Origin of the sequence: Yimella sp. RIT 621 (genome assembly GCF_004146205.1) — a bacterium.
GTDB lineage: Bacteria > Actinomycetota > Actinomycetes > Actinomycetales > Dermatophilaceae > Yimella > Yimella lutea.
In genome coordinates this window covers 304657-329020 of the sequence record NZ_SEIP01000001.1, presented here as the reverse complement: position 1 = coordinate 329020, position 24364 = coordinate 304657, and the positions used below count along the sequence as shown (strand labels likewise).

Genomic DNA, 24364 nt, shown 5'->3' with positions numbered 1-24364 from the left:
CGGCGTCCGCCGGCTGAAGACAGGTCTCTGTATCCGGACGGTCGCCGATGGTCCGGAAATTCGGTTGCCGCGGACGTCCGATGTTCGACAGCCTGGGAGCAGTCGCGTACCCCGTCCGTGGGAGCGCCCGTTCGAAGGAGGAGCCGATGAGGAACCAGCAGCGGCACGACTGCCGCGTCCAGCATCAGAGCAGACCCTTCCGAGAAACGGAATACCACTCGTGCAGAACGAAACTCGCGCGCCGCAGGGCGCGTTCGCTCCCGACACCCCACTGATCGATCCCTTCGTCCCGGTCGACCTGCCCGACGGGCAGCGATGGTCGACCTGGAGCAGCATCGAACGGCTGCAGCGCGGCCCCGAACCCCGCCCGTCCTGGGTCGTGACCCATGACGAGTCCATCGACACCGAGCTCGGTGTGCTCAAGACCGGCAAGGAAGCCGACGTCTTCGTCATCGAGCGCACCGCCGTCTGCGCGCCCCAATGCAGCACGCTGATGGCGGCCAAGCGCTATCGCGACGCCGAGCATCGATCCTTCCGCCGGCACGCCGGGTATACCGAAGGTCGACGGATCAAGGACACCCGAGAAGCTCGAGCCGTCGCCACCGGGACCGCGTTCGGCAAGCAGGTCGCTGCCGGTGTCTGGGCGCAGGCCGAATGGTCGGCGCTGGTCGACCTGTGGACCAGCGGCGTGCCGGTGCCGTACCCGGTGCAGATCGACGGTCGAGAGATCCTGATGGAGTTGGTCGTCGACGCCGACGGCCGCCCGGCACCCCGCCTGGCTGCCACGCGGCCGACCGCAGAACAACTGGAGGTCTGGTTCGATCAACTGCGTGCTGCACTGATCGTGTTGTGCGGCAAGGGAATCGTGCACGGAGATCTGTCGGCGTACAACATCCTTGTGGCCGAGTCCGGCCTCGTGCTGATCGATCTGCCCCAGATCGTCGACGTGATCGCCAACCCCAACGGGGTCGAGTTCCTGCACCGCGATTGCGTGAACGTCTGCACCTGGTTCTCCTCGAAGGGCCACGCGTGCGACGGCGACGAACTCTTCGCCGAACTGCTCGGGTACGCATTCTGAGGCCTGCGCTGCGCGCGCTGCATAGGCTTGCCGCGTGCTTCGCAGACTCGGCGCCGTGGTCGTGGCCGTGACTTTCACGGTCACGGCGTGCAGTCGTCCGCCGCAGCCGCCGACCTATCCCCAGGAGTCCTGGTCGTCGGTCAGCCCCGCCACCGTGGGAAGCGCCCTGGAGGTGCAGGAGCCGGTCGGCGGGCAGGCGTGCGTCGACCCGCGTCCGTGGACGGGGGCGCAGCACGCGAACACCTGGATGGAAGGGCTGGACAACCTGCCGCAGTGGCGCGCGGCGGACGTCGGAGTCACCGTCCGACTCGGTGACGGACGCACGCTGTGGGTCTTCGGAGACACCGCGCGGGCGGGGGAGTTCCGCCCACGGTTCGTGTCGAGCTCGGCGTTGGTGACCAAGGGGCGGTGCACCTCCCAGTGGGTCGACCCGGCGGGTCCGTTCCTTGCGAACAGTGCGGGCTCGGTGTGCTGGCCATCGTCGATGACGGCCGTTTCTCGCAGCACGTACGACGACGTGCTCGTCGCATGCAGTCGGGTGCGACGCACCTCGGCCGACATCTTCGGGTTCGACTACCTCGGCATGTCGATCGCATCGCTGCGCGTGCCGCACAGCGGCGTCGCGGCCCGTCCGGTCGTCACGCCGGTGACGCCGGATCGAGTGGACCCGACCCAGATCAACTGGGGGAGTGCGCTGCTGGCGGACGACGAGTGGATCTACATCTACGGTTCCCGCCAACGCTCCGGCGGTCCCGGGCCGCGCGAACTGGTGCTGGCGCGTGCCGCCGCGGACACCGTCACGCTCAGGTCGACCTGGCAGTACTGGGACGGTGCCGGCTGGGACGCGCAGGAATCCGCCGTCCGGCCGGTCATCGACTCGGGCAGCGGTGTCTCCCAGGCGTTGAGTGTGCACAAGCGGGGCAACGATTACCTGGCTGTCTCCAAGCTCGGCGGGGACCTGACCGACACCGTCGCGGTCTGGACTGCGAACAGCCCGCAGGGTCCCTGGACGGTCCGGTCGACGACGCACTTCCCCTACGAGCGTGGGCAGGTCGTCAGTTACCAACCACTCGCTCATCCGGAGTTCGACCTGGCGAGCGGCAAGCTGCTGGTGTCGGTCTCGCGCGTCGCAAAATCGGTCGTCGACCTCCTGCAGCGACCCAAGGCCTCGCGTCCGGTGTTTATCGAGGTGCCGATGCCGTGAGTGATCTGGGACAATCGACCGATCCCTCATGACTGAACCCACACCCAACCGCGCGCCGAACAGTTCGCCTGAGCGCCCTCGCTCCGGCCGTCGTCGTCCGCAGCGCAAGGCCGGCGCGGACCGTCGTCCGCGGGGTCTGTCCCCCCAACAGATCGAGCACCGCCGCGCGTCCGTGCCGCAGATCACGTATCCGGACCTGCCGGTCGTCGCCGCCAAGGACGAGATCGCCGAGGCCATCCGTGACCACCAGGTCGTGGTCATCGCGGGTGAGACGGGTTCGGGAAAGACGACCCAGATCCCGAAGATCTGCCTCGAACTCGGCCGCGGGGTCAGCGGCACGATCGGTCACACCCAACCCCGCCGGCTCGCGGCCCGCTCGGTCGCCGAGCGGATCGCCGAGGAACTGGGCACCGAGCTGGGGCAGACCGTCGGCTACCAGGTGCGATTCACCGACACCTCGAGCCGCGACACCCTCGTCAAGGTGATGACCGACGGCATCCTGTTGTCGCAGTTGCAGCGGGACCGGATGCTCAGTCAGTACGACACGATCATCATCGACGAGGCACACGAGCGCTCGCTCAACATCGACTTCATCCTCGGCTATCTCAAGCAACTGTTGCCCAAACGTCCCGACCTCAAGGTGATCATCACCTCGGCGACCATCGACCCACAGCGTTTCGCCGATCACTTTGCGACACAAGGTAACCCGGTGCCGATCATCGAGGTGTCCGGACGGACCTACCCGGTGGAGGTGCGCTACCGACCGCTCGTGCGTGAGGTGCCCGGCAAGGGCGCGGACGCCGCCCCGAACCTCGTCGACATTGACCAGGTCACCGGCATCATCGACGCCATCGAGGAATTGTGGTCACCCGACGAGGTTCTCTCTCCTGCGTCGGTCGATACTTCGCGGGGACCTCGACCCGGCAACAGCAGTCGCGTCGACGATGGTGGCCCGCAGGACGTGCTGGTGTTCTGCTCCGGCGAACGCGAGATTCGCGACGCCACCGACGCGCTCAAGGGTCTCGGCCTGCCGAACACCGAGATCGTCCCGCTGTACGGTCGGTTGTCGGCAGCCGAACAGCACCGGGTGTTCGCCAAGCACGACGGACGCCGGATCGTGGTGTCCACCAACGTGGCCGAGACCTCGTTGACCGTGCCGGGCATCCGGTACGTGATCGACACAGGCACCGCGCGCATCTCCCGGTACAGCCAGCGCACCAAGGTGCAGCGGTTGCCGATCGAGCCCATCTCCCAGGCCAGCGCCAACCAGCGGTCCGGACGCTGCGGCCGCCTGGCCGACGGCATCGCGATCCGGTTGTACTCGCAGGAGGATTTCGAGGCGCGCCCCGAGTTCACCGACCCGGAGATCCTGCGCACGAACCTCGCGTCCGTCATCCTGCAGATGATCTCGCTGGGCCTGGGCGATGTCGCGCGTTTCCCGTTCGTGCAGCCGCCCGACAGCCGGCAGATTACCGACGGACTGCGTCTGTTGCACGAGCTGAACGCGATCGACGACGAGACCGGACGTGAGAGCGGCGACGGACGCCGGGGCCGGCGGCGGCTCACCGCCGACGGTCGCGCGATCGCGACGCTGCCGGTCGACCCGCGGCTGGCTCGAATGATCGTCGAGGCCTCCCGCAACGGATCGTTGCGTGAGGTGTTGCCGATCGTCGCCCTGATGTCGATCCAGGACCCGCGTGAACGACCCGCCGATCAGCAGACCCAGGCCGACCAGAGCCATGCCCGGTTCAAGCACGAGTCGAGCGATTTCCTCACCGTCCTGAACCTGTGGAACTACCTGCGCGAACAGCAGAAAGCGTTGTCCGGCAGTGCTTTCCGTCGCATGTGCAAGCAGGAGTACCTGCATTACCTGCGCGTGCGCGAGTGGCAGGACCTGCACGCTCAACTGCGCGATATCTGCAAACAGCTCAAGCTGCAGCCCAGTGACAACAAGGCCGCGGACGACACCGTGCACCAGGCGTTGCTCACCGGGTTGCTCTCGCACGTCGGCCTGCGCGACCGGGACGCTCGTGACTACCTCGGCGCCCGGCAGGCCCGCTTCGCCATCCAGCCCGGCTCGGTGCTGTTCCGCGCTCAACCCGACTGGTTGATGGCCGGTGAACTGGTCGAGACCACGCGCCTGTGGGCACGTACCAATGCCCGCGTCGATCCGGCGTGGGTCGAGGCGGCCGGACAGCATCTGCTCAGACGCAGTTACTCCGACCCGCGATGGGAGAAGAAGCAGGCGCAGGCGATCTGCAGCGAACGGGTGACCCTGTACGGCGTCCCGCTGGCCGCCGGGAGGCCGGTGTCGTTCGGGCGGATCGATCAGGCGTACGCGCGGGAGTTGTTCATCCGGCACGCACTGGTCGAGGGGGAGTGGCAGACCCATCACCGCTTCTTCCACGACAACCGTGCCCTGCTGCGCGAGGTCGGTGAACTGGAGGAGCGCACCCGCCGGCGCGATCTGGTGGTCGACGACGACGTGCTGTTCGAGTTCTACGACGAACGGCTGCCGGACGACATCGTCTCCGGGGCGCACTTCGACCGGTGGTGGAAGGGGCAGAGCAAGAAGCAAGGCAAGCTGCTGACGTTCACCCGCGACCTGCTGCTCACCGACGAAGCAGCCGACCTCGACACGACGGACTTCCCCAAGGCCTGGCACCAGGGCGAGCTGAACCTGCGGCTGAGTTACCAGTTCGACCCGGGTTCCGATGCCGATGGAGTCACGGCGCACATCCCCGTGGAACAGTTGAACCAGGTGCAGGACGTTGGCTTCGACTGGTCGGTGCCCGGGGTGCGCGAGGAATTGGTGACCGCCCTGTTGAAGTCGTTGCCCAAGAACACCCGCAAGCACTTCGTGCCGACTCCCGACCACGCCAGAGCCGCCGTCGCACAGCTGGATTCGGCTTCCGGCCAGGATCTGGTGGATGCACTTGCCGATGTCCTGTTCGACCGCAGCCGCGTTCGGATCCCGCGCGGGGAATGGGACTGGTCGCGCGTGCCGGACCACCTGCGGATGACCTTCCGGATCGAGGGCAAGGGCGGCAAGAAGCTCGCGGAGGGCAAGGACCTTCCGCTCCTGCAGCAACAGCTTCAGGGTTCGGTTCGGCAAGCAATGTCCAGTGTTGGAGAAGCACTGGAGCGCAAGGGAATTCGCTCCTGGGACGACCTGACGCTGCAGGACAAGGTCGAGAGCAGGAGCGGCGGACGCACCGTCGTCGGCTACCCGGCGCTCGTCGATCAAGGCGATTCCGTTGCGCTGCAGGTGCTCCCGAGCCCGTCCGAGCGCGAGTACGCGACCCACTTCGGCGTCCGTCGCCTGGTGCTGCTCAACACCGATGTGCCGTGGAACCGGATTCTCGGGCTGCTGAGCAACACCCAGAAGCTCGCCCTCGGCAACCACCCGCACCCCACCCGGGACGCGTTGTACGACGACATCCTCGCGTGTGCGGTCGACGCGATCATCGCTCGCGAACTGCCCGGCGGACGCGTCCGTGACCCGCAGCAGTACGAGACGGCGCTGCTCGTCGTTCGGCAGCAGATCGTCCCGGAGGTGATCGAAATCGTCGATCGGGTCGGTCCGTGTCTCGACGTGGCTCGCCAGGTGCGTCTGGCACTCGACCGGATGACCGCGCCGTCCACCGCCGATCTGAGGAAACAGTTGGAGCGGCAATACGCGTCGCTGATCCACCCGGGTTTCGTGGCCGAGACCGGCGCCGCCCGGCTTCCGCGGCTGCGCGTCCACCTGCGTGCGATGCTCGAACGCATCGAGAAGGCGCCCACCGACATTGCCCGGGACGCCGAACGTCAGGGCGATGTCGACCACGTCCGCGCAGAACTCGACAAGCTGCTCGCCAAGCTGCCGGCTGCCCGCCACACCGACCCGGACGTCGTCGCGCTGCGTTGGATGATCGAAGAGCTGCGGGTCAGCCTGTTCGCCCAGAAACTCGGCACGGCCGGGCCCATCTCGATCAAGCGCATCTTCAAGGCGATGGACGAGGTCGAGGACGCCACCTGATCGCTGGTGCGTCGTTAGGCTCGACCCATGGCGACTTTGTTCACGAAGATCATCGACGGCGAGATCCCCGGTCACTTCGTCTGGAAGGACGACTCCTGCGTCGCCTTCCTGGTGATCGACCCGCTGACCGACGGCCACACCGTCGTGGTGCCGCGCGAGGAGATCGACCACTGGCTCGATGCCTCACCGCAGCTGCTGAGCCACCTCACGCAGGTCGCGCAGACCATCGGCAGGGCCCAGCATGCTGCCTGGGACAGCGCCCGGGTGGGGGTCCTCGTCGAGGGTTTCGAGGTGCCGCACCTGCACGTGCATGTCTGGCCGGCCAACGGTGTCGAGGACTTCGATGTCCACAACGTGACCAAGGGCCAGGACCAGAAGGTGCTCGCCGCGAATGCGCAGCGGCTGCGCGACGCGCTGCGTGAGCAAGGGAACAGCGAGCACGTGCCGGACTGATCCCACCCGGGGGAATGACCGCGCTGTGCAGCACGTTGAACCGCGGCAGAGACCTTCTTTCCTTCGACCAGGAGACTTCCCATGCGGGACCCGATGGAGCTCGTCCGTTTCGAGCAGGACGCCCACGCCAGTGAACTCGGCGCGCGGACGCTGATCGTCGCGCTCGGCGGGTTGATCGACGCCGGCAACACCCAACGGCTACTCGTCCAGCACTTGCTGGCCAACGGTGACCCGGTCGTCGTCGCGTCCTTCGACATCGATCAACTGCTCGACTACCGCGGACGGCGTCCGCTGATGACCTTCGAGCGCGACCGATTCACCTCGTATGAGGACCCTTCCCTCAACCTCTACCGCCTGACCGACGACGAGGGCACGCCCTACCTGTTGCTCGCGGGCCCGGAGCCGGACTACCAGTGGGAGCGTGTCAGTGAAGCCGTTCGCGTGTTGACCCGACGCCTCGGCGTCCAGCTCGTCATCAGTGCGCACGGCATCCCGATGGCGGTGCCGCACACCCGCCCGGTGGGTATGACCAAGTACGCGACCGACCGGCGTCTCATCCCCGACAACGACGCCGTCTTCGGCGAGGTGCAGGTGCCCGGCAACCTGGAGCAGCTGGTCCACCTTCGCCTCGGTGAGTCGGGCGTTGACGCGATCGGCCTGGCGCTGCACGTGCCCCACTACCTCGCAGCGATGGACTTCGGCGACGCCACGGTGGCCGCGATCGACACGATCGTGGGGTTCACCGGGTTGTCGCTGCCGGTGACCGACCTGGCGATGCAGGCCGAACTGCACCGCGCCGAGATCAGCCGGCAGATCGAGGCCAACCCCGAGATCCGCGACGTGGTGCAGGGCATTGAGCAGCAGTACGACGCGTTCGCGCAGGGGCGTCAGCGGCAGAACCTGCTGGCCACCGAACTGGCCGAACTTCCGAGCGCCGAGGAGATCGGTGCCGAGTTCGAGGAGTTCCTGCGCACCGAGGTCGGCGACGACGACGAGGACTGAGCCGCCCGGACACTGAAAGTCCGCAGAACTGCGCAGGTCACCCGCGCGTTCTGCGGACTTTCATTCTTTGGCCTCGCTCCAGCGCTGGAAGATCCCGGTGTCGGCCACGAACCGCACCGGCGCGCCCTCCGACCAGCGTCTGGCCGCGTCCTGCAGCGCGGTCTCAACCGCCTGCATCGTCGAATCCGCCTGTGCGGCAGGGGTATGCACCAGCAGTTCGTCGTGCAGGCAGAGGACGATCTCGCCGCCGAGCGGTGCAATCGCAGCCCGGACGGTGAGCGCCCACGCCTTGAAGAACTCCGCCGCCGCACCCTGGACGACGGCATTGCGGGTGAACCGTCCGCGGCCACGTGCGCGAGCAGAGGTGTCGTCCGGGCCCACGGAGACAGGGACCAGGCGTCCGCCGTACGTCATCACCGACTCACCGCGTTCACCTTGTAGGGCTGCATCCCGCAGGTACGCCATCGCCACCGGGTAGGTGTGCTCCAGCCGGCCCAGCACCTGACCGGCGGTGCCGCTCGTCTGGCCGTACATCGCGGCCAGCATCGCGATCTTCGCCGTCGGGCGGTCGACACTCAGATCCGTCGCGATCTCCGCGTACAGATCATCGGCGCGGGTGGCCTCGGCCAGGGCCGGGTCGCGCGACACGACCGCAAGGACGCGCGGCTCGATCTGACCGAGATCGGCGCGCACCAGGACGTGACCGGCTGCGGCTGCCACACCGGGACGCAGAGGAGCGGGCAGGCTGTGCAGCCCGGACCCGGCGGTCATCCGACCGGCCCCTCCGTCGGAGGCGTCCCACTCTCCGCGTAGCCGATCGTCGGGACCCACGAAACGATCGAGCCAATGCCACCCGTACGTCGTCGCGATCCGTTCGGCCTTGCGCCAGTCCAGCAAGGCGTCGACCAGGGGCGACCCGGCCCGATACGGCTCCAGATGCCAGGCGCGAGTGTCCTCGACATTGATTCCGCTGCGCCGCAACATGTCCCGCACGGCCAGCGGGTTGCGAAGGTCGATGCTCCCACCACCGGGAAGGTGCTGCCACACGACGGCATCTCGGCCGCGGCGAATCTCCGCAGCATGCCGGTCGTCGGTCGGACGCGGTCCCGCCGCCTGGGCGATCAACCCTTCGAGCGTGGGCCGGTCGATCGGCAGTCCGTGCTCCTCCAACTCGACGCAGAGCATCGCGGCCCCGGATTCGCTTGTTGCACAGGACAAACCGCCACATCGATCATCGAGCACATCGGCCTGCCACAACGCTGTGTCGAGAGCGGCACGACCCCACAGTTCGCGGTTTCCGCCGTCACGCAACCACTCCGGCGATCCTGTCCGTGCCGGCAACGGCTGCCCCGGACTCAACGTGGTGTCCTCGTCGGCGAGACCTGCGAACAGGTCGGGCCCACCCGGCCGTGCCTGACGTTCCTCGATGGGGGCGGGGATCGGCAGCCCGAACCGCGTCGACCAGACCGCGACAGGGTCGTCCCGGTGGCCCCCCGCGATCAAACGGTGAACGGCGGCGACGTCCCAGACGCGTGACAACCGGCCGTCGCCGATGAGGGCGCGGGCCGAGGAAGCGCTCCACCAGACCACGCGCCGTCCCTCGAGGACGCCGGCTTCGTGTACCGCGCGTGCATCACGGTGGTGACTCACCTGCTCGTCGACAACGCACACCTGCCCGCCGGGAGAGACCACGACCGCGGCCGCAACAGACAGCGAACCCCGCAGCGATCGCTGCGGGGTTGCCGTGTGTTCTGGTGCGCTCAGCGCTGACCGTCCTGCGGGGGCTCCCACCCGGACTGACCGTGCTGGCCCTGCTGGCCGTAGCCCTGCTGGCCCGGCTGCGCCTGGGTCGGGGCGTCTGCGCCACCGGCCGCGCGCACGTCGTCACGGTTCACCGCCTGGGTCGCGGCGTCCGAGACATCGCCACCCTGCTGCTGTCCGTAACCACCCTGCTGGCCGTGCTGCTGGCCGTAGCCGCCCTGTTGCGGCTGCTGGCCATACGCCTGCTGTCCGTATCCCTGCTGACCGGGCTGCTGGCCGTAGCCACCCTGCTGGGGCTGCTGGCCGTAGCCCTGCTGACCGGGCTGCTGGCCGTAGCCACCCTGCTGGGGCTGCTGGCCATACGCCTGCTGTCCGTAACCACCCTGCTGGTTGTGCTGCTGGCCGTAGCCCTGGGTGCCCTGAGCCGGGGTCTGGGAGCCCGCGGAGACACCGTAGGAGCCCGGCGTGCCGTAACCGTCGCTGTAGCCCTGGCCGTACTGGTAGCCACCCTGGTTGTAGGTGTTGTCGTAACCCGAGCCGGTCGACCGCGACTTCTTGCGACGCATCATCATCAGGACGGTGCCCAGGATGCCGCCGAGCAGCAACAGCAGACCAAGGATCAGCACCGGAGTGCGCCACCCGCCGCCGATGTTGTCGGCGCGGTTACCGGCAAACAACTGACCTTTGGCGTTCTCGCACTTGGTCTCGTAGGAGGCCTTGGCCATGCCGTCGGGGCTGCGACCGATCTCCCAGTACTTCTTTCCGTCGGCCTCCACCGAGAAGTCCTCGGACGGCTGACCGAACGAGGTGGTGTTGCCGTTCGCGACCACGCTGCACTGTGCGTTGCCACGGTCGCTCTGCTCGGTGCTGTAGACGGAGAAGGCGGACGATTCCACGCTCTGACCGTTGGAGAACCCGTTCAGGCTCACCTTCGGGCTGGCCAGCGCGCTGACCAGCACGAGGATCAGACCGAGGAGGGCAGCCGCGGCCGGAATCGCCAACATCGCGTTCTTGTTGCCGGAAGAATTGGACATGCCGACAAAAGTAGCCCATCGTGGCCCAGCGATCGGCTACCGCCTCGCTGCTGTCTGCGGGGAATCCCGCGCCGGTGGCGCTCGATTCAGGACGATCAGGCGAGCCCGGCAGGGTCCTCGACCGGTTCGGCAGCAGCCCGGACGTGATTCCACAGTGCGTGCAACCCGCGCAGGCGCAACGGCGAGACCGCATCGCCGAGACCGAGTTGCCCGACCAGATCCGCCGGAGCGGTACGCACCTGCTGCGCCGCTCGCCCGTCCAGCGTCGGCACGATCAGTCCGGCGAATCCGCGTACGACGACCGCGCTCGACGGCACCGTGATGGCCAGATGGAAGACATCGGACGCGTCCAGTCGGGCCGCCCAACTCACCGGCGACTGGCACTCGGGCAGCCGGCGCAACTCACCTGCGGCAGCCGACGGCGCGGGCAGGTCCTCACCCAGTTCGACCAGCCACTCCAGTCGTTCGGCCAACGGCACCATGGCCGCTTCGTCCAGAAGCTCCGACAGCGTTTCCATCACGCCATCATCGCCGACGGATTCAGCCTCGCGGCAGCCGCTGTCGGCCGCGTCCGGCTGCCATGATGAGCCACATGTTCGGATTCGGAGACAAGAAGGACGACCAGAAGAACGTCCCGGTGAAGCTCGACAGTGGACCGATGGGTAGTTCCGCCCTCGGGTTCGCCGAGAAGCTTCTTCAGGTCGGTATCGACGGCAAGGGCAGTTTCGACTCCGCCCAGAAGATTGCTGCGAAGGCACTGCAGGACAGCGGTGGCGACCAGGAGAAGGCGATCAAGGAGATCGTCTCCGACACTCGTCGCCTTGCTGCCGCCAACGGGTTCGTCACCGGCCTGGGTGGCTTCGTCACGATGGCCGTCGCGCTGCCGGCGAACGTCGCGGGCTTCTACCTGCTGTCCACCCGCATGGTGGCGGCTGTGGCCCACATTCGTGGCTACGACCTGCGTGACCCCAGCCTGCGGTCGGCAATCCTGCTGACCCTGGTCGGCGCCGACGCCAACGACATCATCAACAAGGCCGGCGTCGTCGCCACCGGTCGCCTGGCCGGCATGGCCGCCCAGCAGTTGCCGCCCCCGGTGCTGATGGTCGTCAACAAGGCCGTCGGGTTCCGGCTGATCGGCCAGGTGGGGGAGAAGGTCGCCACCCGTCTGGGTAAGGCCATCCCCTTCGCCGGCGGTTTCATCGGCGCCGGCATGGACTCCTGGATGCTGCACAAGGTCGCCAAGAACGCCGCGGAGCAGTTCCCTCGACGCTGATCGCATGACCGACGGAGCGGGACCGGTTGTGCACAGCCCGATCCCGCTCGGCGTGTCCTCCACAACCGGTGCAAGGGAGCACGACAGGAGTCTCCCGCCGGCGCTGAAGTCAGCGGATGGAACCGATCCCTGCCCTGACCGGAGCCGGCGAACTGCTGGCCTACGTGCCCTACCAACTCGGGTTCAACCCGTCCGACAGCGTCGTCCTCGTCGGCTTCGACGAGGACGACCATCTGGTCGTCACCGCCCGCTTCGATCCGGTGGTGCCGGAGGCGGTGAACGACATCGCCCATCTGATCGGCCAGGGACGTCTGCGCACCTTGGCAAGCGCCGCACTGGTGAACTACGGCGACGGCGAAGCTGTCCTCCTCACCTCGTCGGTACTACGAACCGCCCTGCGCTGCAACGGAATCGAGCTGGTTCACGTTTGGGAGGTCGATAACGGCACGTCCACCTGGGCGGCTCTGTGGTGCTGCTGTGGACAGTGCCCGGAGCAGCGGACCCCGCTGACCGAGGCACACCTGATCCCGGCGGCCGTCGAAGCCGTCTACCGCGGCTGCAGTCCCGCACCCAGTCGTGACGACCTGGAGAACCGGTGCACCCCGACTCAGGACGAAGCGCAGATCGCTGCCGAGGTCGAGGAATTGTGGAGCGTCATGGAGGCGGACCTCGAAACCGGCCGCGACCTCGAACTGGTTGCCGTCCATCGGATCCTTCGCGGCGACCCTGCTGCGCTCGACGACCCGGTGACGGTGAGTCGGGCCCTCGCGGCCGTCCAGGTTGTCGGCGTGCGCGACGGACTGCTGTGCTGGCTGCGTCCGGATGTGTTCCCACCGACCCGGCTGAGCAGAAGTGACCGGGACCGGTGGCGGCAGTCCGGCGAGCTCCCGTCGCCGAATCGCGCCGAGCGCGCCGGGACGGTGCACATCCTCATTCGCTGGGCATGCCGCGTCCCGGCACAGCTGTCGGCTCCGCTCTGGGCCTGCGTCGCGGCGTCCGAGTGGGCCGACGGCGGAAGCGCGGTGGCCACCATCGCGCTGGACCGTGCCTTCGAGGCCGATCCCGGATGTCGGCTCGCGAGTCTCGTCCGCAACTGCCTCCTGACAGGCACGCTGCCCGGCGGACGCATCGACCCGGCAGCCTGACCCTGCAGCGTGTCCGGTGCAAGAACAGGGGGCTGTCCGAACGCGCGCTCTGAGGTATCGTCGCTCCCGTCAAGAGTCCCAGCGTCAAGCCCCGGCTTGCTGGGCGGCAACCCTCCACCGCGTGGGGTGCCCCGGGTGAGGACAAGGTCCCGACCGTTCGGTCGGCGACAAGCGCGGGGCTGCATGAGCCCCCGGTTCCGCTGGGAGAGGCGATGAGCAGCAGTCACCACACGGGCACGCCGTCGACGTCGGTTTCGGCCCGGCACAACCACGCCCGTTCGACGCTCATGACCCCGGCTGCCCCAGGGTTGCGACCGAAGACTCCTGCGCAGAGTGCAGCGATCGAGAACGACCCGTACGACAATCCTGCGCTGCGTCGCTTCGATGCCGGGGCCTTCACGCTCGAATCCGGACGCACGATCGACGATGTCTTGGTCGGCTACCAGACCTGGGGCACCCTCTCGGAGATGGCCGACAACGCGATCCTGGTCGAGCATGCCCTCACCGGTGACGCGCACGTCGTCGGTGCGACGGGTCCGGGTCAACCCAGCGGCGGATGGTGGCCCGGCCTCATCGGGCCGGGTGCTCCGCTGGACACCGACCGCTTCTTCATCGTGGCCTCGAACGTGCTCGGGGGATGCCGTGGCACCACCGGCCCGAGCAGCCCGGCCCCGGACGGGCGCCCATGGGGATCACGCTTCCCGCAGATCACCATCCGCGACCAAGTGCTGGTCGAGGCCGCCCTCGCCGATCACCTCGGCATCGAACGCTGGCAACTGGTGCTCGGCGGCTCAATGGGCGGCATGCGTGCGCTGGAATGGCTGGGCAGCTTCCCGCAGCGTTGCGACAGCGTGCTCGCGATCGCGACGACCGGTTGTGCGACGGCCGACCAGATCGCCTGGGGACAAGCACAGGAACTCGCGATCAGCTCCGACCCCGACTACTGCGCCGGTGACTACTACCCCGGCCCCGGGCCACGTGCGGGCCTCGGTCTGGCTCGTCGCATCGCGCACACGACCTATCGCAGCGCCGACGAACTCGAGCAGCGGTTCGGTGTAAAGCCGCAGAGCACTGAGGACCCGCTCGGTGGCGGACGCTTCGCCGTCGAGAGCTACCTGGACCACCAGGCCGGCAAACTCGTCCGTCGGTTCGACGCCGGAAGCTACCTACATCTGACCCGTGCGATGGCGACTCACGACATCGGACGCGGTCGTGGGGGTGTCGCAGCCGTCGTCGCGGCCTACCCCGGACGCCTTCACGTGGCCGCCGTCGACTCCGACCGTCTCTTCCCTCCACATCTGTCGCACGAATTGGCAGCGGCCGCCGGCGTACGCACCTCGCTGATCCGGTCCGTGTGCGGTCATGACGGCTTCCTGGTCGAGACCGACCAGATCGAAGCGATCGTCACCGACGCTCTGCCTGCGGGGTCGGCCGGCTCCACCCCCCGGGTGGGGTAGCGTCGCCGACGACGAAGGAGAAGGGGAGAGTTGATGAGGATCGTGGTGGCATTCCTGGCCACGCCCGAGGGAGAGGCGGCGTTCGCCGCAGCCGCCGCTCAGGGGCGAGCCCAAGGGCTCGAGGTGAGCGTCGTGCCGCTCGACCGAACCGCCGAGCCGCGGGCGCAGGCGCTCGCGGACGCGTCCGGCGCGGCGTCGGTCACCGTCACGCCCGCGCTCGGGGGCCAAGACCTCGTCGAGTCCTTCCTGGCGACTGCACGCGATCTGGACGCGAGTCTGATCGTGATCGGGCTGCGGCGCCGCACGACCGTCGGCAAGCTGATCCTCGGCACGAACGCGCAACGCATCATGCTGGACGCACCGGTTCCGGTGCTCACGGTCAAGCCCGACACCGCCTGAAGACTCGGTCCTACTGCGTTCGGGAACGCCCCGGGATTGGGCCGCGGGCAGCGCGTCGTTTTATAATGTCTACAAGTACGCGCCCCGCTTCGGGCCCGACCCGAAGAGTGAACCGCGAATGCTTGAAATCCCCATCGGTGAACCGCCACTCGGCGGTGTGTCGTTATGCCCTCGTGCCATCGGCACAGCCCCGCAACGGAATGGAAGGTAGTCAGTGACTTCCGCGTCGAAAACCGCTGAGACCAAACAGCTTCCGGCTGAATTCTCCCACCCGGCCCTGCAGCAACTGCTCGAGAAGGGTGCCGCGACCGGATCGGTCGACGGCGACGACGTGAAGGCGGCGCTGGAAGAAGCGTCGCTGGAGCCGAAGCGGATGAAGGCGGTGCTGAAGGAGCTCGACCGGCAGGGCATCGCCGTCGAGGTCCCCGAGATCGTCCCCGTCAAGAAGACTGCCGCGCGCAAGACTGCTGCGAAGAAAGCTCCGGCGAAGAAGACCGCGGCCAAGACCACCACCGCCAAGACCGCTGCGGCGCAGGACGATTCGGCCGACGACACAGCGGTTGCGAAGGCTCCGGCGAAGAAGACCGCTGCCAAGAGCGCGGCGAAGAAGACCACCGCGAAGGCGCCGGCCAAGAAGACCGCCGCCAAGAGCGCGGTGGCGGACGAGGTCGCAGAGGCTGTCCCGGCGAAGAAGGCTGTCGCCAAGAGCGCTGCGAAGAAGTCCACGGCCAAGAAGACCGCGGTGAAGAAGGGCGACGAGGTCGAGCTCGAAGAGGTCGAGATCGAGGATGTCGACCTGGAGCTCGGCGACGAAGCGAAGGTCGACCCGAAGACCGTCGTCAACTCCGAAAAGGACGAGGCCAAGGACGACGACGCCGAGGAGTCCACCGCGGAGTCCACCGAGGAGACGAAGGCCGAGGAGACAGAGACCGGCGGATTCGTCATCCGTCAGGACGACGAGGACGACGCCCCCGCGCAGCAGGTCGTCACCGCCGGTGCCACCGCCGACCCGGTGAAGGACTACCTGAAGCAGATCGGAAAGGTCGCCCTGCTCAACGCCGAGCAGGAGGTCGAGCTCGCCAAGCGCATCGAGGCCGGTCTGTTCGCGGAGGAGAAGCTCAACTCCGGCGAGAAGATGGACATGACCATCAAGCGTGAGCTGTGGTGGATCGCCCAGGACGGTAAGAAGGCCAAGAACCACCTGCTCGAGGCCAACCTGCGACTGGTCGTCTCGCTCGCCAAGAGGTACACCGGCCGCGGCATGCTCTTCCTCGACCTGATCCAGGAGGGCAACCTCGGTCTGATCCGTGCGGTCGAGAAGTTCGACTACACCAAGGGTTACAAGTTCTCGACCTACGCCACATGGTGGATCCGTCAGGCGATCACCCGAGCGATGGCCGACCAGGCGCGCACCATCCGTATCCCCGTGCACATGGTCGAGGTCATCAACAAGCTGGCTCGCGTGCAGCGTCAGATGCTGCAGGACCTCGGACGCGAACCCACTCCGGAGGAGCTTGCCAAGGAGCTCGACATGACTCCGGAGAAGGTCGTGGAGGTGCAGAAGTACGGTCGCGAGCCGATTTCGCTGCACACTCCGCTCGGCGAGGACGGCGACAGCGAGTTCGGTGACCTCATCGAGGACTCCGAGGCGGTCGTCCCGGCTGATGCAGTGAGCTTCACGCTGCTGCAGGAACAACTGCACTCGGTGCTGGACACCTTGTCCGAGCGTGAGGCCGGCGTGGTGGCGATGCGCTTCGGTCTGACCGACGGTCAGCCGAAAACCCTGGACGAGATCGGCAAGGTCTACGGCGTGACGCGTGAGCGGATCCGCCAGATCGAGTCCAAGACGATGAGCAAGCTGCGTCACCCCTCGCGTTCCCAGGTGCTGCGCGACTACCTGGACTGATCCGGTTCGAACAACAGGAAAGGGCCCCGGCGACGGGGCCCTTTCTGCGTGCGTGTGTGGGGCGCCGCTGACGTCAGTCCTTGCGCCAGGGCATCACCTTGCGCAGGAACCACCGGCGTCCGGTGCGCGGAGCGAATCGGTGGACCAACTTGTGGCGGAAGCCTGCGTTGCGGCGGACGGCCTCGATGACGGCGGCGGTGTCGGTGCGGACGTCCAGATCGTCGTCCGCACGTCCGTATCGGGCCTTCTCCAAGGTGCGCGTGGCACGGTCGAGGGCCTGCGAGGACTCGCTGCCCAGGGCACCTGCTCGCCGGTAGTGCTGAAGTTGGGCACGGGGTGAGACATCGGGTGGGTGGGGGACGCCGAGGTCGTCCAGGTCGTCGCGGAAGGTGAGCCAGTCGGCCTCCACCTGTTCACGCAGGTCGTCGGTGCGTCGCCGTCTTTCGGCTTCTCGTCGAGCGGCCATCGGCAGGAACGAACCCAGCAGACCGAGGAACAGCGCTACGAGCACCAGCCAACCGAGGTACTTGAAAGCGGTGCCGAACCAGGACGGAGTGTCCGAGCCGGTGCCGCCGCCGCTGTCGGTGGCGGACGACGTCTGGGCGGGAGCGGTGGACGCGTCGGCCGAGGTGGTCGGTGTCGTCTGCTCCGGCCGCTCGGTACGGCTCGGCCCGCTGGTCTGCGGCACGGCGTAGTCGGGAACGCTTGCGGCGCGGCTGCCCGGAGTCGGCTCGAACCGCGTCCAGCCCAGACCGGGGAAGTACAACTCGGGCCAGGCGTGAGCGTCGGACTGGATGACGGTGTACTGGTCGGCACTCAGCGAGGGGCTGCCGCCGAGGAATCCGATGGCCATCCGTGCAGGAATCTGCTCCAGTCGAGCGAGCATGATCATCGCGGTGGCGAACTGGACGCAATAGCCCTGCTTGGTGAGCAGGAAGTTGGTGATCGGGTCGGCGGTCTGGTCGTTCACCGTGCGCCGGGTCGGGGCCAGCGTGAGGGAGTAGGTGAAACCGCCGCCGGAGCGCAGGTAGTCCTGGATAGCGACCGCTCGCTCGAACGGGTTGTCACCGCCCTCGATGCGTGACAGCGTGCGCCGCAGCTCCGGCAGCGCTCGGGGATCGATGGCCAGGTCGCGCTCGAACCCCTCCGGGGTGGACCTGGAGGTCGGACGAGCCGACGGTCCGAGCAGTGCATATTTCACCGAGTACTGCGACACGCTGCGTTGCGGGCTGATGACCGATGTCGTGGGGTCGTACTGCCAGGAGGCACCCCCGAGGTCGACGCTGAGCGTCGGGGTCGGGGTCGCGAGCAGGCCTGCGGTGAGAGTGCTGGACTCGACCCGGATCGACTGCTCGACGTAGCCCGCATCGGGTCGCAGTCCGGCCGGTTGGATCCGCGCGTTGTCCGAGCCGCCTTGCTGATCTGCCGGGTCCGTCTGGCTCCACTGCCCGTCGTTGTAGGCCGATGAGGTGAACACCCGCAGGGGTCCGGGCGTCGGGTCCTGAGTGCTGTAGGTGATCACCGGTGTGCGGTCGTTGCTCACCAGACTCCGACTGACGTCGAGGGTGTTCGACAGTCCGACCGAGCCGGTGCCGCCGGTGCGCCGGCCGAGTCCTTCGCCGAGGTAACGCTGGTCGGTCGACGGCAGTACGTGCGGCACCACCAGTGCGCCGATCAACGCCAGCAAACCCACCGTCCGCGCGACCGACGCGAAGCCGCCCAGTCCCAGCCGATCGCCGAGCAGAGTGGGAGCAGTGGCGCGGGCCGTCGTGTTGGACCAGCGCTGGACGTTTCCTCGGGCAGTCAGGCCCACCATCAACAGCCAGCCCGTCGCCGCGGCGAGGAAGTAATGCGGCGCGAGGCCGTCCGTCGTGTTCGCCGCACTGATCAGGTAGATGCTCATGATCGGCAGGCCTGCAACAGCCGGGGCAGCCAGACCGACGGCAAGGACATCGGTGAGCACGGCCAGCATCGCGATCAGACCGACGATCGCGAACCGCAGCCCCTCGGTTTCCGGCGCGGGAGCCGCATACTTGCGGATGGTGCCGTCTGCCTCGGTGATCAGGGCCCTGACCGTGTCGACGGTGGGCTCGCCGGAACCTCGGACATACAGGAACCACAACGCTCCCGCGACCACCACGAACTGCACCCAGACCACCGCGAACTCCGGGATGTGCACCGCGCGAGCAAGGACCGCGCACCCGAGCGCCAGTGCGACAACGAGCACGGCATCCCAGACCCAGTCGCTGCCGCGGACGAGGGTCGTGATCGGCCACGCCGCGATCAGTGCGGTGACGCCGGCCAGCAGCGTCAGTGGGGCTTGACGGAACCTCACAACGCACCCACCCGTACCAGCGAACGCCTGGTGATGGTGTTCCACGCCTGCTCGATCGTCATGTCGGCGGATACATCGACGACGCGCCAGCCGTAGTCGGCGAGGCCGACCGTCCGCTGCGGCGAAGGACCGCCGAAGGACGCGGTGTCGAGGCGAAGGGCGAGGGCGGACGCGCCCGGCTGACGCAGCGATCCCAGATCGTTCAGCAGTCCGGCGAGGTCGTCGGCGACGGCAGAGACCACGACAGCTCCGGTGCCTGCCACATCGTGAGCGCCCTTGAGGACCGAGGCGAAGTTCGTGTCGTCGCCGCCGAGGGCGGCACGTGCCAGCCACAGTTGGACCACCGTCGGTGGCAGATCGCTCAGGTGTGCTCCCGCAGCAACCGTCTCCTTGCTCACCAGGTGCACCAGATAACCGAGTTCGTGCATTCGGGCCGCGATGGAGGCCAGCGCGCTGACCGCCCACTCGAAGGATGAATGCTCGCCGTGTCCGGCGTGCGCGCTGGAACGCGAGTCGAGCAGCAGGACGCAGGACCGCCTCGCCGGGCGGTCGAGCTGCCGGACCATCAGTTCTCCGCGGTGCGCCGTGGCGGGCCAGTGCACCTTACGCAGATCGTCGCCGTCCTGGTAGTTGCGCAGACTGACGTCCTCCTCGCCGTGCAGCGCGATCATCGCGGGGGTCGTTCCTTCCTGCCCCGAACCGGCGCCGGGCGGATGGCTGGCACCGAGCGCCACGATGCGGGGGAGCACCAGCAGCCGGTCGACCGCCTGGACGGTGACGTGTCGTTCGGTCATTCCGAACGGGTCGCGGATGCTGACGTGCACAGGACCCACGTCGTGCTCACCGCGGACCCGTGGTTGAACGGTGTACTCCACCACCCGGGATTCGCCGGCTCCCATGCCGGGCAGGACGAATCGGGGTGAATCACCGAGGGTGTAGTCGAGGGTCTCCTGAGCCAGGCCGTAGCGGGACCGGCGTCGGTCGGTGTTGGTGAAGGTGAGGGTGATCGCACATCGGGATCCGGCGGTGACGACATCAGGCTGTAGTTGCCGGGCCACCTCGACGCGGCGGTCCCGCCGCCGCGACAACCACCAGGTCGCAACGACCAGGGCGAGCAGAAGGCCACCCAGACGCACGACATCCAGGAAACCCAGCACGACGCCGCCGACCAGGAGGGTGAGCCCCGCAGACAGGAACGACCGGCCGCGGGTGGTCAGTCGTGCCTTCTTCATCTGGTGCTCACCTTGTACTCAGGATGCCGAACGCGCGATTCAGCGGGCGGAAGCCGCGGGCACCGGCACCCGCTGCAGGAGTTGCTCCAGCACCTCGCCTGCACCATGCCGCAGGTGCTGCTGGTCGGCGCTCAGGATCACCCGGTGTGCCAGAACCGGGAGGGCGACCCGTTGGACATCCTCGGGGATGACGTGGTCGCGGCGATCGAGTGCAGCGTTGGCCCGCGCCGCACGCAGCAGACCGAGAGCGGCACGCGGCGAGGCGCCGAGGCGAAGCGCGGAGGTCGAGCGGGTGGCTGTCACGATGTCGACGACGTACTGGCGCAGGGCGGGGCTCGCGTAGACCTGGGCGACGCGGGCGATCGCTGCCGCGACGGACGTCGCATCTGTGACCGGGCGCAGCCGCGCCAGCGGACTGCCCGCACCGTGCGAGTCGAGCATGGCCAGTTCGGCGGCGGCGGTCGGGTACCCCATCGAGATACGGGCCATGAACCGGTCGCGCTGCGCTTCGGGCAACGGGTAGGTGCCCTCCATCTCGATCGGGTTCTGGGTGGCCATCACCATGAACGGGCGCGACAACTCGTAGGTCGTGCCGTCGACGGTGACCTGTGCCTCTTCCATGCACTCCAGGAGCGCGGACTGGGTCTTGGGCGAGGCCCGGTTGATCTCGTCGCCGACCACGAGGTTGGCGAACACCGCTCCCGGACGAAATTCGAACGTGCGGGCATCCTGGTTGAAGACACTGACGCCGGTGATGTCACTGGGCAGCAGGTCCGGCGTGAACTGGATCCGTCGCATCGTGCCGTCGATCGACCGGGCGAGCGTCTTGGCGAGCATCGTCTTGCCGACGCCCGGTACATCCTCGATCAACAGGTGACCTTCGGCGAGCAGCACGATGATCGCGGTGCGCACGGCGTCCGACTTACCCTCGATGACCGAGGACACCGCCTCGTGAATGCGTGCGGCGAGGTCGTGCACCTCGTCCAGTGACAGCTGCGGATCAGGGTCGCTCTCGCCTCGGATCCGGTGATCGTCCTCGGTTCTGGCGAGTTGCGACGCATCCTGCATGGGTAGATCCTGCCCGACCACGGCCCCGGATCCCATCACCGGTTGGCCACGACTTGCTCGGCTCACTCATCCTCCACTTTGCTCCACCGTCCCGTCGGGTCCGGCGCTGAAGAACGCAACCACGCTTCACCCGACCCGACGATCACCCGGGTTTCCGGTGGTTCAACGTGCAGCTGTCCCATTTTTCGCCCGTTGTCGCGTGGATTGATCGAAGAGATGGCCGAGAATCCCTCCACCACGCACCAGTGGCTCTGACCTGGGAAAACACTCGAAAAGAGTCCGAATTCGATCTCTTTGAGGGCGACAGGTGGGGTCTGGTGGAGTAAAGTGGAGCAAACAGGAGCACTGCGGAATCGATCGGGCGGGAAGGGGCGGTGAGGATGACCTTGTTTCTCGGTACCCATCAGCCCCGACTGGATGACAAGGGCCGCATGTTCCTGCCCGCCAAGTTCCGCGAGAAGCTCGCTTCCGGGCTGGTCATCACCCGTGGTCAGGAGCGCTGCCTGTACGTCTTCGCGATGGCCGACTTCGAAAAGCTCGCCGCAGAAATGAGCCGCACCCCGGTCACCAACAAGGCGGCCCGCAATTTCCAGCGTGTGCTGCTGTCGGCCGCCTCGGACGAGATCCCCGACAAGCAGGGGCGCGTCACGATCCCCGCGATCCTGCGGGAATACGCCGGTCTCACCAAGGAGTGCACGGTGATCGGCGCCGGCAACCGGGTCGAGTTGTGGGCCACCGAGGCGTGGAACGAACTGCTGGCCAGCACCGAGGACGAGTTCGCCGACCAGGCACAGGAGGTGATTCCTGGCGGTCTGTTCTGACCTCTTCTGACCTGTGGCCTCCATCCGCTGACGCGTGCGCGTCGACATCACTTCCCCGGTGCCGACGACATGCAGCGGCTGGGGACCGGAGATCAGAAAACGGCAACCCGCAGGAATCGCCACCACAAGATTCACCGCCCACCACCGACAACACACCGCAGACGAGCGAAAGGCGAAGCGATGAGCGACAACCGGACAGTGGCCGACCGCCACGTTCCGGTCATGCGCGACCGCATCATCGAGCTGCTGCGTCCGGCACTGGTCACAGGAGAGTCAGGTCTGCGTCCGGTGTACCTCGACGGAACGCTCGGCATGGGTGGTCACACCGAGGCGATCCTCAAGGCCTGTCCGGACGCGGTCGCGTACGGCGTCGACCGCGACACGGAAGCGCTGCGTCTGGCGGGGGAGCGGTTGGCACAGTTCGGGGACCGGTTCATTCCGGTGCATGCTCGCTACGACGACGCGATCGAGGAACTGGCCGAACTCGACGTCCATCGCGTTGACGCGGCCTTGTTCGACCTGGGTGTCAGTTCCCTGCAGCTCGATGAGACCGAGCGCGGTTTCTCCTACAGCCGGGACGCCGCCTTGGACATGCGGATGGATCAGACCCAGGGGATGACCGCCGCCGATGTCATCGCCGAGTACGACGAGGGCGACCTTCGGCGCATCCTGCGGGAGTACGGCGAGGAACGGTTCGCCGGCAAGGTCGCCAAGGCGATCGTGCGGCGCCGTGAGCAGTCGCCGATCCGCACCTCCGACGAACTCATGCAGGTGCTGCGGGACGCCATCCCGGCGGCCTCGCAACGCACCGGCGGGCACCCCGGGAAGCGGACCTTCCAGGCACTGCGCATCGAGGTGAACGCCGAACTGCTCAGCTGGCAGGCCGCCTTGCCTGCGGCGATCGATGCGCTCGCGATCGGGGGACGCATCGCGGTGCTGTCCTACCACTCGCTCGAGGACCGCATCACCAAGCACGAACTGCAGGCCGGCGCGCGTTCGACCGCCCCCGCCGGTCTGCCGGTCGAACTGCCCGAACACAAGCCCTACCTGAAACTCCTCACCCGTGGCGCCGAGCAACCCGGCGACGCCGAGGTGAACACGAACCCGCGCGCGGCGTCCGCCCGTCTGCGCGTAGCTGAACGAATCCGTGCCACGAAGGGAACCAAGCGATGAGCCAGGCCACCGCCCGCCCGTTGACGGTCCGCCGCGCCCCGCGGGGAGCCAACCCGACCGCCACCCGTGCGCGGCTCAAGCTCGTCCAGCCGGCGACGCACACGAGCGAGGGGGGAGTCGGTTTCGTCATCCTCTGCGCGACGCTGCTGGTCGGCGGCCTGCTCACCGTGCTCCTGCTCAACACTGCACGAGCCCAGCAGCAGTACACGATCGGTGACCTGCAGAATGCCTCGTCCCGGCTGTCGGCCAAGGACCAGGAACTGGGCACACAACTCACCTACGCCCGTGCTCCGCAGCAGGTCGCGCTCAAGGCGCAGGAGTTCGGGATGGTGCCGGCCGGGAAGATTCGGTACGTGCGCGCCTCCGATCACCGACTCGTCGGCGTGGCGGAAGGCAGCGCTGCGACCGCCCCGTTTACCGTGAGCACGTTGCCCAGGACACCGGCCACCCCGATCGCCGAACTCGCCGTGAACTCGGCGGGCAAGGCAGGACTGGTGGAGAAGCCGAAGCCCAAGGCAGCGCCGGAGGCAAAGAAGCCGGCGCCGCCCGCAGCTTCGACCAAACCGTCGGACAAGGCGACCGCGACACCTAGCACCAAGCCCAGCACCAAGCCCAGCACCAAGCCCAGCACCAAGCCGCAGAACAGCCCGAAGTCCACGGGTGGCACGGCCACCAAGCCCGCCCCCCAGAAGAACGAGAAGACGACGTCGCCCACGCCGACGTCCGCGAGGTGAGCCAGTGACGCAGTCCCGTCGACCGGGTTCGCGATCCAGCACGTCATCCAGCACGTCATCGTCCACGCGCAGGTCCTCGAACCCGCGCACGGCAGGTCGCCCGACCCGGCCGCCGCGACCGGCGGGCAGGACTTCCGGGAACTCCTCACGTCCCTCGCCCACGATCGACCTGGCGGCCGCACGCGCCGGTCGTCGCAGCAGTGGTTCCACCGCTCGTCCGCGCACCGGATCGAGCGCCGCTCCCCGTCCGCAGACCGGTGGCTCCGGC

Annotated in this window: 19 protein-coding genes and 1 riboswitch; of the genes, 13 read left to right on the top strand and 6 right to left on the bottom strand. The window is 67.7% G+C overall.

Annotated elements, in window-relative coordinates; all coding sequences use genetic code 11:
• The first annotated feature begins 220 nt into the window (after nt 1–220).
• The 5 genes from EU513_RS01635 to EU513_RS01615 all read left to right on the top strand — a co-directional run bounded on the left by EU513_RS01635 (nt 221) and on the right by EU513_RS01615 (nt 7758).
• Nucleotides 221–1078: a serine protein kinase RIO gene (locus EU513_RS01635; protein WP_205744624.1), complete on the top strand. Its 858-nt coding sequence runs from the start codon at nt 221–223 to the stop codon at nt 1076–1078.
• A gap of 34 nt (nt 1079–1112) precedes the next feature.
• On the top strand, nt 1113–2282 hold the full coding sequence (locus tag EU513_RS01630; RefSeq protein ID WP_129624090.1) for a DUF4185 domain-containing protein: 1170 nt from the start codon (nt 1113–1115) through the stop codon (nt 2280–2282).
• A gap of 28 nt (nt 2283–2310) precedes the next feature.
• Nucleotides 2311–6303 carry an ATP-dependent RNA helicase HrpA gene (gene hrpA / locus EU513_RS01625; RefSeq protein ID WP_129624089.1) on the top strand — a complete coding sequence of 1331 codons (3993 nt, stop codon included), beginning with the start codon at nt 2311–2313 and terminating at the stop codon, nt 6301–6303.
• Between the two features lie 27 nt (nt 6304–6330).
• On the top strand, nt 6331–6756 hold the full coding sequence (locus EU513_RS01620; RefSeq protein WP_129624088.1) for an HIT family protein: 426 nt from the start codon (nt 6331–6333) through the stop codon (nt 6754–6756).
• An 81-nt stretch (nt 6757–6837) separates the two neighbouring features.
• Nucleotides 6838–7758, top strand: a complete 921-nt coding sequence (locus EU513_RS01615; protein WP_129624087.1) for a PAC2 family protein — start codon at nt 6838–6840, stop codon at nt 7756–7758.
• A 60-nt stretch (nt 7759–7818) separates the two neighbouring features.
• Here EU513_RS01615 and EU513_RS01610 read toward each other — a convergent pair whose 3' ends face one another.
• The 3 genes from EU513_RS01610 to EU513_RS01600 form a co-directional block, all read right to left on the bottom strand.
• Nucleotides 7819–9549: a DNA polymerase gene (locus EU513_RS01610; RefSeq protein ID WP_129624086.1), complete on the bottom strand. Its 1731-nt coding sequence runs from the start codon at nt 9547–9549 to the stop codon at nt 7819–7821.
• The gene (locus EU513_RS16060) at nt 9519–10553 is read right to left on the bottom strand and encodes a hypothetical protein (protein ID WP_205744623.1); all 1035 of its coding nucleotides are present in this window, start codon (nt 10551–10553) and stop codon (nt 9519–9521) included. The genes EU513_RS01610 and EU513_RS16060 overlap by 31 nt, the downstream gene beginning before the upstream one ends.
• A gap of 95 nt (nt 10554–10648) precedes the next feature.
• The gene (locus EU513_RS01600) at nt 10649–11071 is read right to left on the bottom strand and encodes a SufE family protein (protein WP_129624085.1); all 423 of its coding nucleotides are present in this window, start codon (nt 11069–11071) and stop codon (nt 10649–10651) included.
• Between the two features lie 74 nt (nt 11072–11145).
• Here EU513_RS01600 and EU513_RS01595 point away from each other — a divergent pair, with 74 nt between their 5' ends.
• The 5 genes from EU513_RS01595 to EU513_RS01575 all read left to right on the top strand — a co-directional run bounded on the left by EU513_RS01595 (nt 11146) and on the right by EU513_RS01575 (nt 16733).
• Complete coding sequence (locus tag EU513_RS01595) at nt 11146–11826, top strand: EcsC family protein (protein ID WP_129624084.1); 681 nt, start codon at nt 11146–11148, stop codon at nt 11824–11826.
• A 116-nt stretch (nt 11827–11942) separates the two neighbouring features.
• Nucleotides 11943–12971: a DUF4192 domain-containing protein gene (locus EU513_RS01590; RefSeq protein ID WP_129624083.1), complete on the top strand. Its 1029-nt coding sequence runs from the start codon at nt 11943–11945 to the stop codon at nt 12969–12971.
• Nucleotides 12972–13038: 67 nt separating this feature from the next.
• Nucleotides 13039–13151: riboswitch (SAM riboswitch) on the top strand.
• A gap of 32 nt (nt 13152–13183) precedes the next feature.
• Complete coding sequence (locus EU513_RS01585) at nt 13184–14428, top strand: homoserine O-acetyltransferase (RefSeq protein ID WP_168990093.1); 1245 nt, start codon at nt 13184–13186, stop codon at nt 14426–14428.
• Between the two features lie 33 nt (nt 14429–14461).
• Complete coding sequence (locus EU513_RS01580; RefSeq protein ID WP_129624082.1) at nt 14462–14827, top strand: universal stress protein; 366 nt, start codon at nt 14462–14464, stop codon at nt 14825–14827.
• Between the two features lie 214 nt (nt 14828–15041).
• Nucleotides 15042–16733, top strand: coding sequence for an RNA polymerase sigma factor (locus EU513_RS01575; RefSeq protein ID WP_240795872.1), 1692 nt, complete (start codon nt 15042–15044; stop codon nt 16731–16733).
• Between the two features lie 73 nt (nt 16734–16806).
• Here EU513_RS01575 and EU513_RS01570 read toward each other — a convergent pair whose 3' ends face one another.
• From EU513_RS01570 to EU513_RS01560, 3 genes are read right to left on the bottom strand one after another with little or no spacing between them, the layout of a single operon-like run.
• Nucleotides 16807–19068, bottom strand: a complete 2262-nt coding sequence (locus EU513_RS01570; RefSeq protein ID WP_129624081.1) for a DUF3488 and transglutaminase-like domain-containing protein — start codon at nt 19066–19068, stop codon at nt 16807–16809.
• Nucleotides 19065–20300: a DUF58 domain-containing protein gene (locus tag EU513_RS01565; protein WP_129624080.1), complete on the bottom strand. Its 1236-nt coding sequence runs from the start codon at nt 20298–20300 to the stop codon at nt 19065–19067. Before EU513_RS01565 ends, EU513_RS01570 begins: the two co-directional genes overlap by 4 nt.
• Nucleotides 20301–20339: 39 nt before the next feature.
• On the bottom strand, nt 20340–21368 hold the full coding sequence (locus EU513_RS01560; RefSeq protein ID WP_129624079.1) for a MoxR family ATPase: 1029 nt from the start codon (nt 21366–21368) through the stop codon (nt 20340–20342).
• 386 nt (nt 21369–21754) lie between these two features.
• On the opposite strand from EU513_RS01560, the gene mraZ reads away from it, so the two are divergent.
• The 3 genes from mraZ (at nt 21755) to EU513_RS01545 (ending at nt 24096) form a co-directional block, all read left to right on the top strand.
• Nucleotides 21755–22189, top strand: coding sequence for a division/cell wall cluster transcriptional repressor MraZ (mraZ, locus tag EU513_RS01555; RefSeq protein WP_129624159.1), 435 nt, complete (start codon nt 21755–21757; stop codon nt 22187–22189).
• A 180-nt stretch (nt 22190–22369) separates the two neighbouring features.
• A complete protein-coding gene (rsmH, locus tag EU513_RS01550) occupies nt 22370–23362 on the top strand; it encodes a 16S rRNA (cytosine(1402)-N(4))-methyltransferase RsmH (RefSeq protein ID WP_129624078.1) in 993 nt (330 codons plus the stop codon).
• Nucleotides 23359–24096, top strand: a complete 738-nt coding sequence (locus EU513_RS01545; RefSeq protein WP_129624077.1) for a hypothetical protein — start codon at nt 23359–23361, stop codon at nt 24094–24096. Before rsmH ends, EU513_RS01545 begins: the two co-directional genes overlap by 4 nt.
• The last annotated feature ends 268 nt before the right edge of the window (nt 24097–24364 follow it).

What these genes read in the sequence shown, in the direction of transcription:
- hrpA (WP_129624089.1), top strand. Translation starts at nt 2,311, where the DNA reads ATGACTGAACCCACACCCAACCGCGCGCCGAACAGTTCGCCTGAGCGC.
- EU513_RS01620 (WP_129624088.1), top strand. Translation starts at nt 6,331, where the DNA reads ATGGCGACTTTGTTCACGAAGATCATCGACGGCGAGATCCCCGGTCAC.
- EU513_RS01615 (WP_129624087.1), top strand. Translation starts at nt 6,838, where the DNA reads ATGCGGGACCCGATGGAGCTCGTCCGTTTCGAGCAGGACGCCCACGCC.
- EU513_RS16060 (WP_205744623.1), bottom strand. Translation starts at nt 10,553, where the DNA reads ATGTCCAATTCTTCCGGCAACAAGAACGCGATGTTGGCGATTCCGGCC.
- EU513_RS01600 (WP_129624085.1), bottom strand. Translation starts at nt 11,071, where the DNA reads ATGGAAACGCTGTCGGAGCTTCTGGACGAAGCGGCCATGGTGCCGTTG.
- EU513_RS01595 (WP_129624084.1), top strand. Translation starts at nt 11,146, where the DNA reads ATGTTCGGATTCGGAGACAAGAAGGACGACCAGAAGAACGTCCCGGTG.
- EU513_RS01590 (WP_129624083.1), top strand. Translation starts at nt 11,943, where the DNA reads ATGGAACCGATCCCTGCCCTGACCGGAGCCGGCGAACTGCTGGCCTAC.
- EU513_RS01585 (WP_168990093.1), top strand. Translation starts at nt 13,184, where the DNA reads ATGAGCAGCAGTCACCACACGGGCACGCCGTCGACGTCGGTTTCGGCC.
- EU513_RS01580 (WP_129624082.1), top strand. Translation starts at nt 14,462, where the DNA reads ATGAGGATCGTGGTGGCATTCCTGGCCACGCCCGAGGGAGAGGCGGCG.
- EU513_RS01565 (WP_129624080.1), bottom strand. Translation starts at nt 20,300, where the DNA reads ATGAAGAAGGCACGACTGACCACCCGCGGCCGGTCGTTCCTGTCTGCG.
- EU513_RS01560 (WP_129624079.1), bottom strand. Translation starts at nt 21,368, where the DNA reads ATGCAGGATGCGTCGCAACTCGCCAGAACCGAGGACGATCACCGGATC.
- rsmH (WP_129624078.1), top strand. Translation starts at nt 22,370, where the DNA reads ATGAGCGACAACCGGACAGTGGCCGACCGCCACGTTCCGGTCATGCGC.
- EU513_RS01545 (WP_129624077.1), top strand. Translation starts at nt 23,359, where the DNA reads ATGAGCCAGGCCACCGCCCGCCCGTTGACGGTCCGCCGCGCCCCGCGG.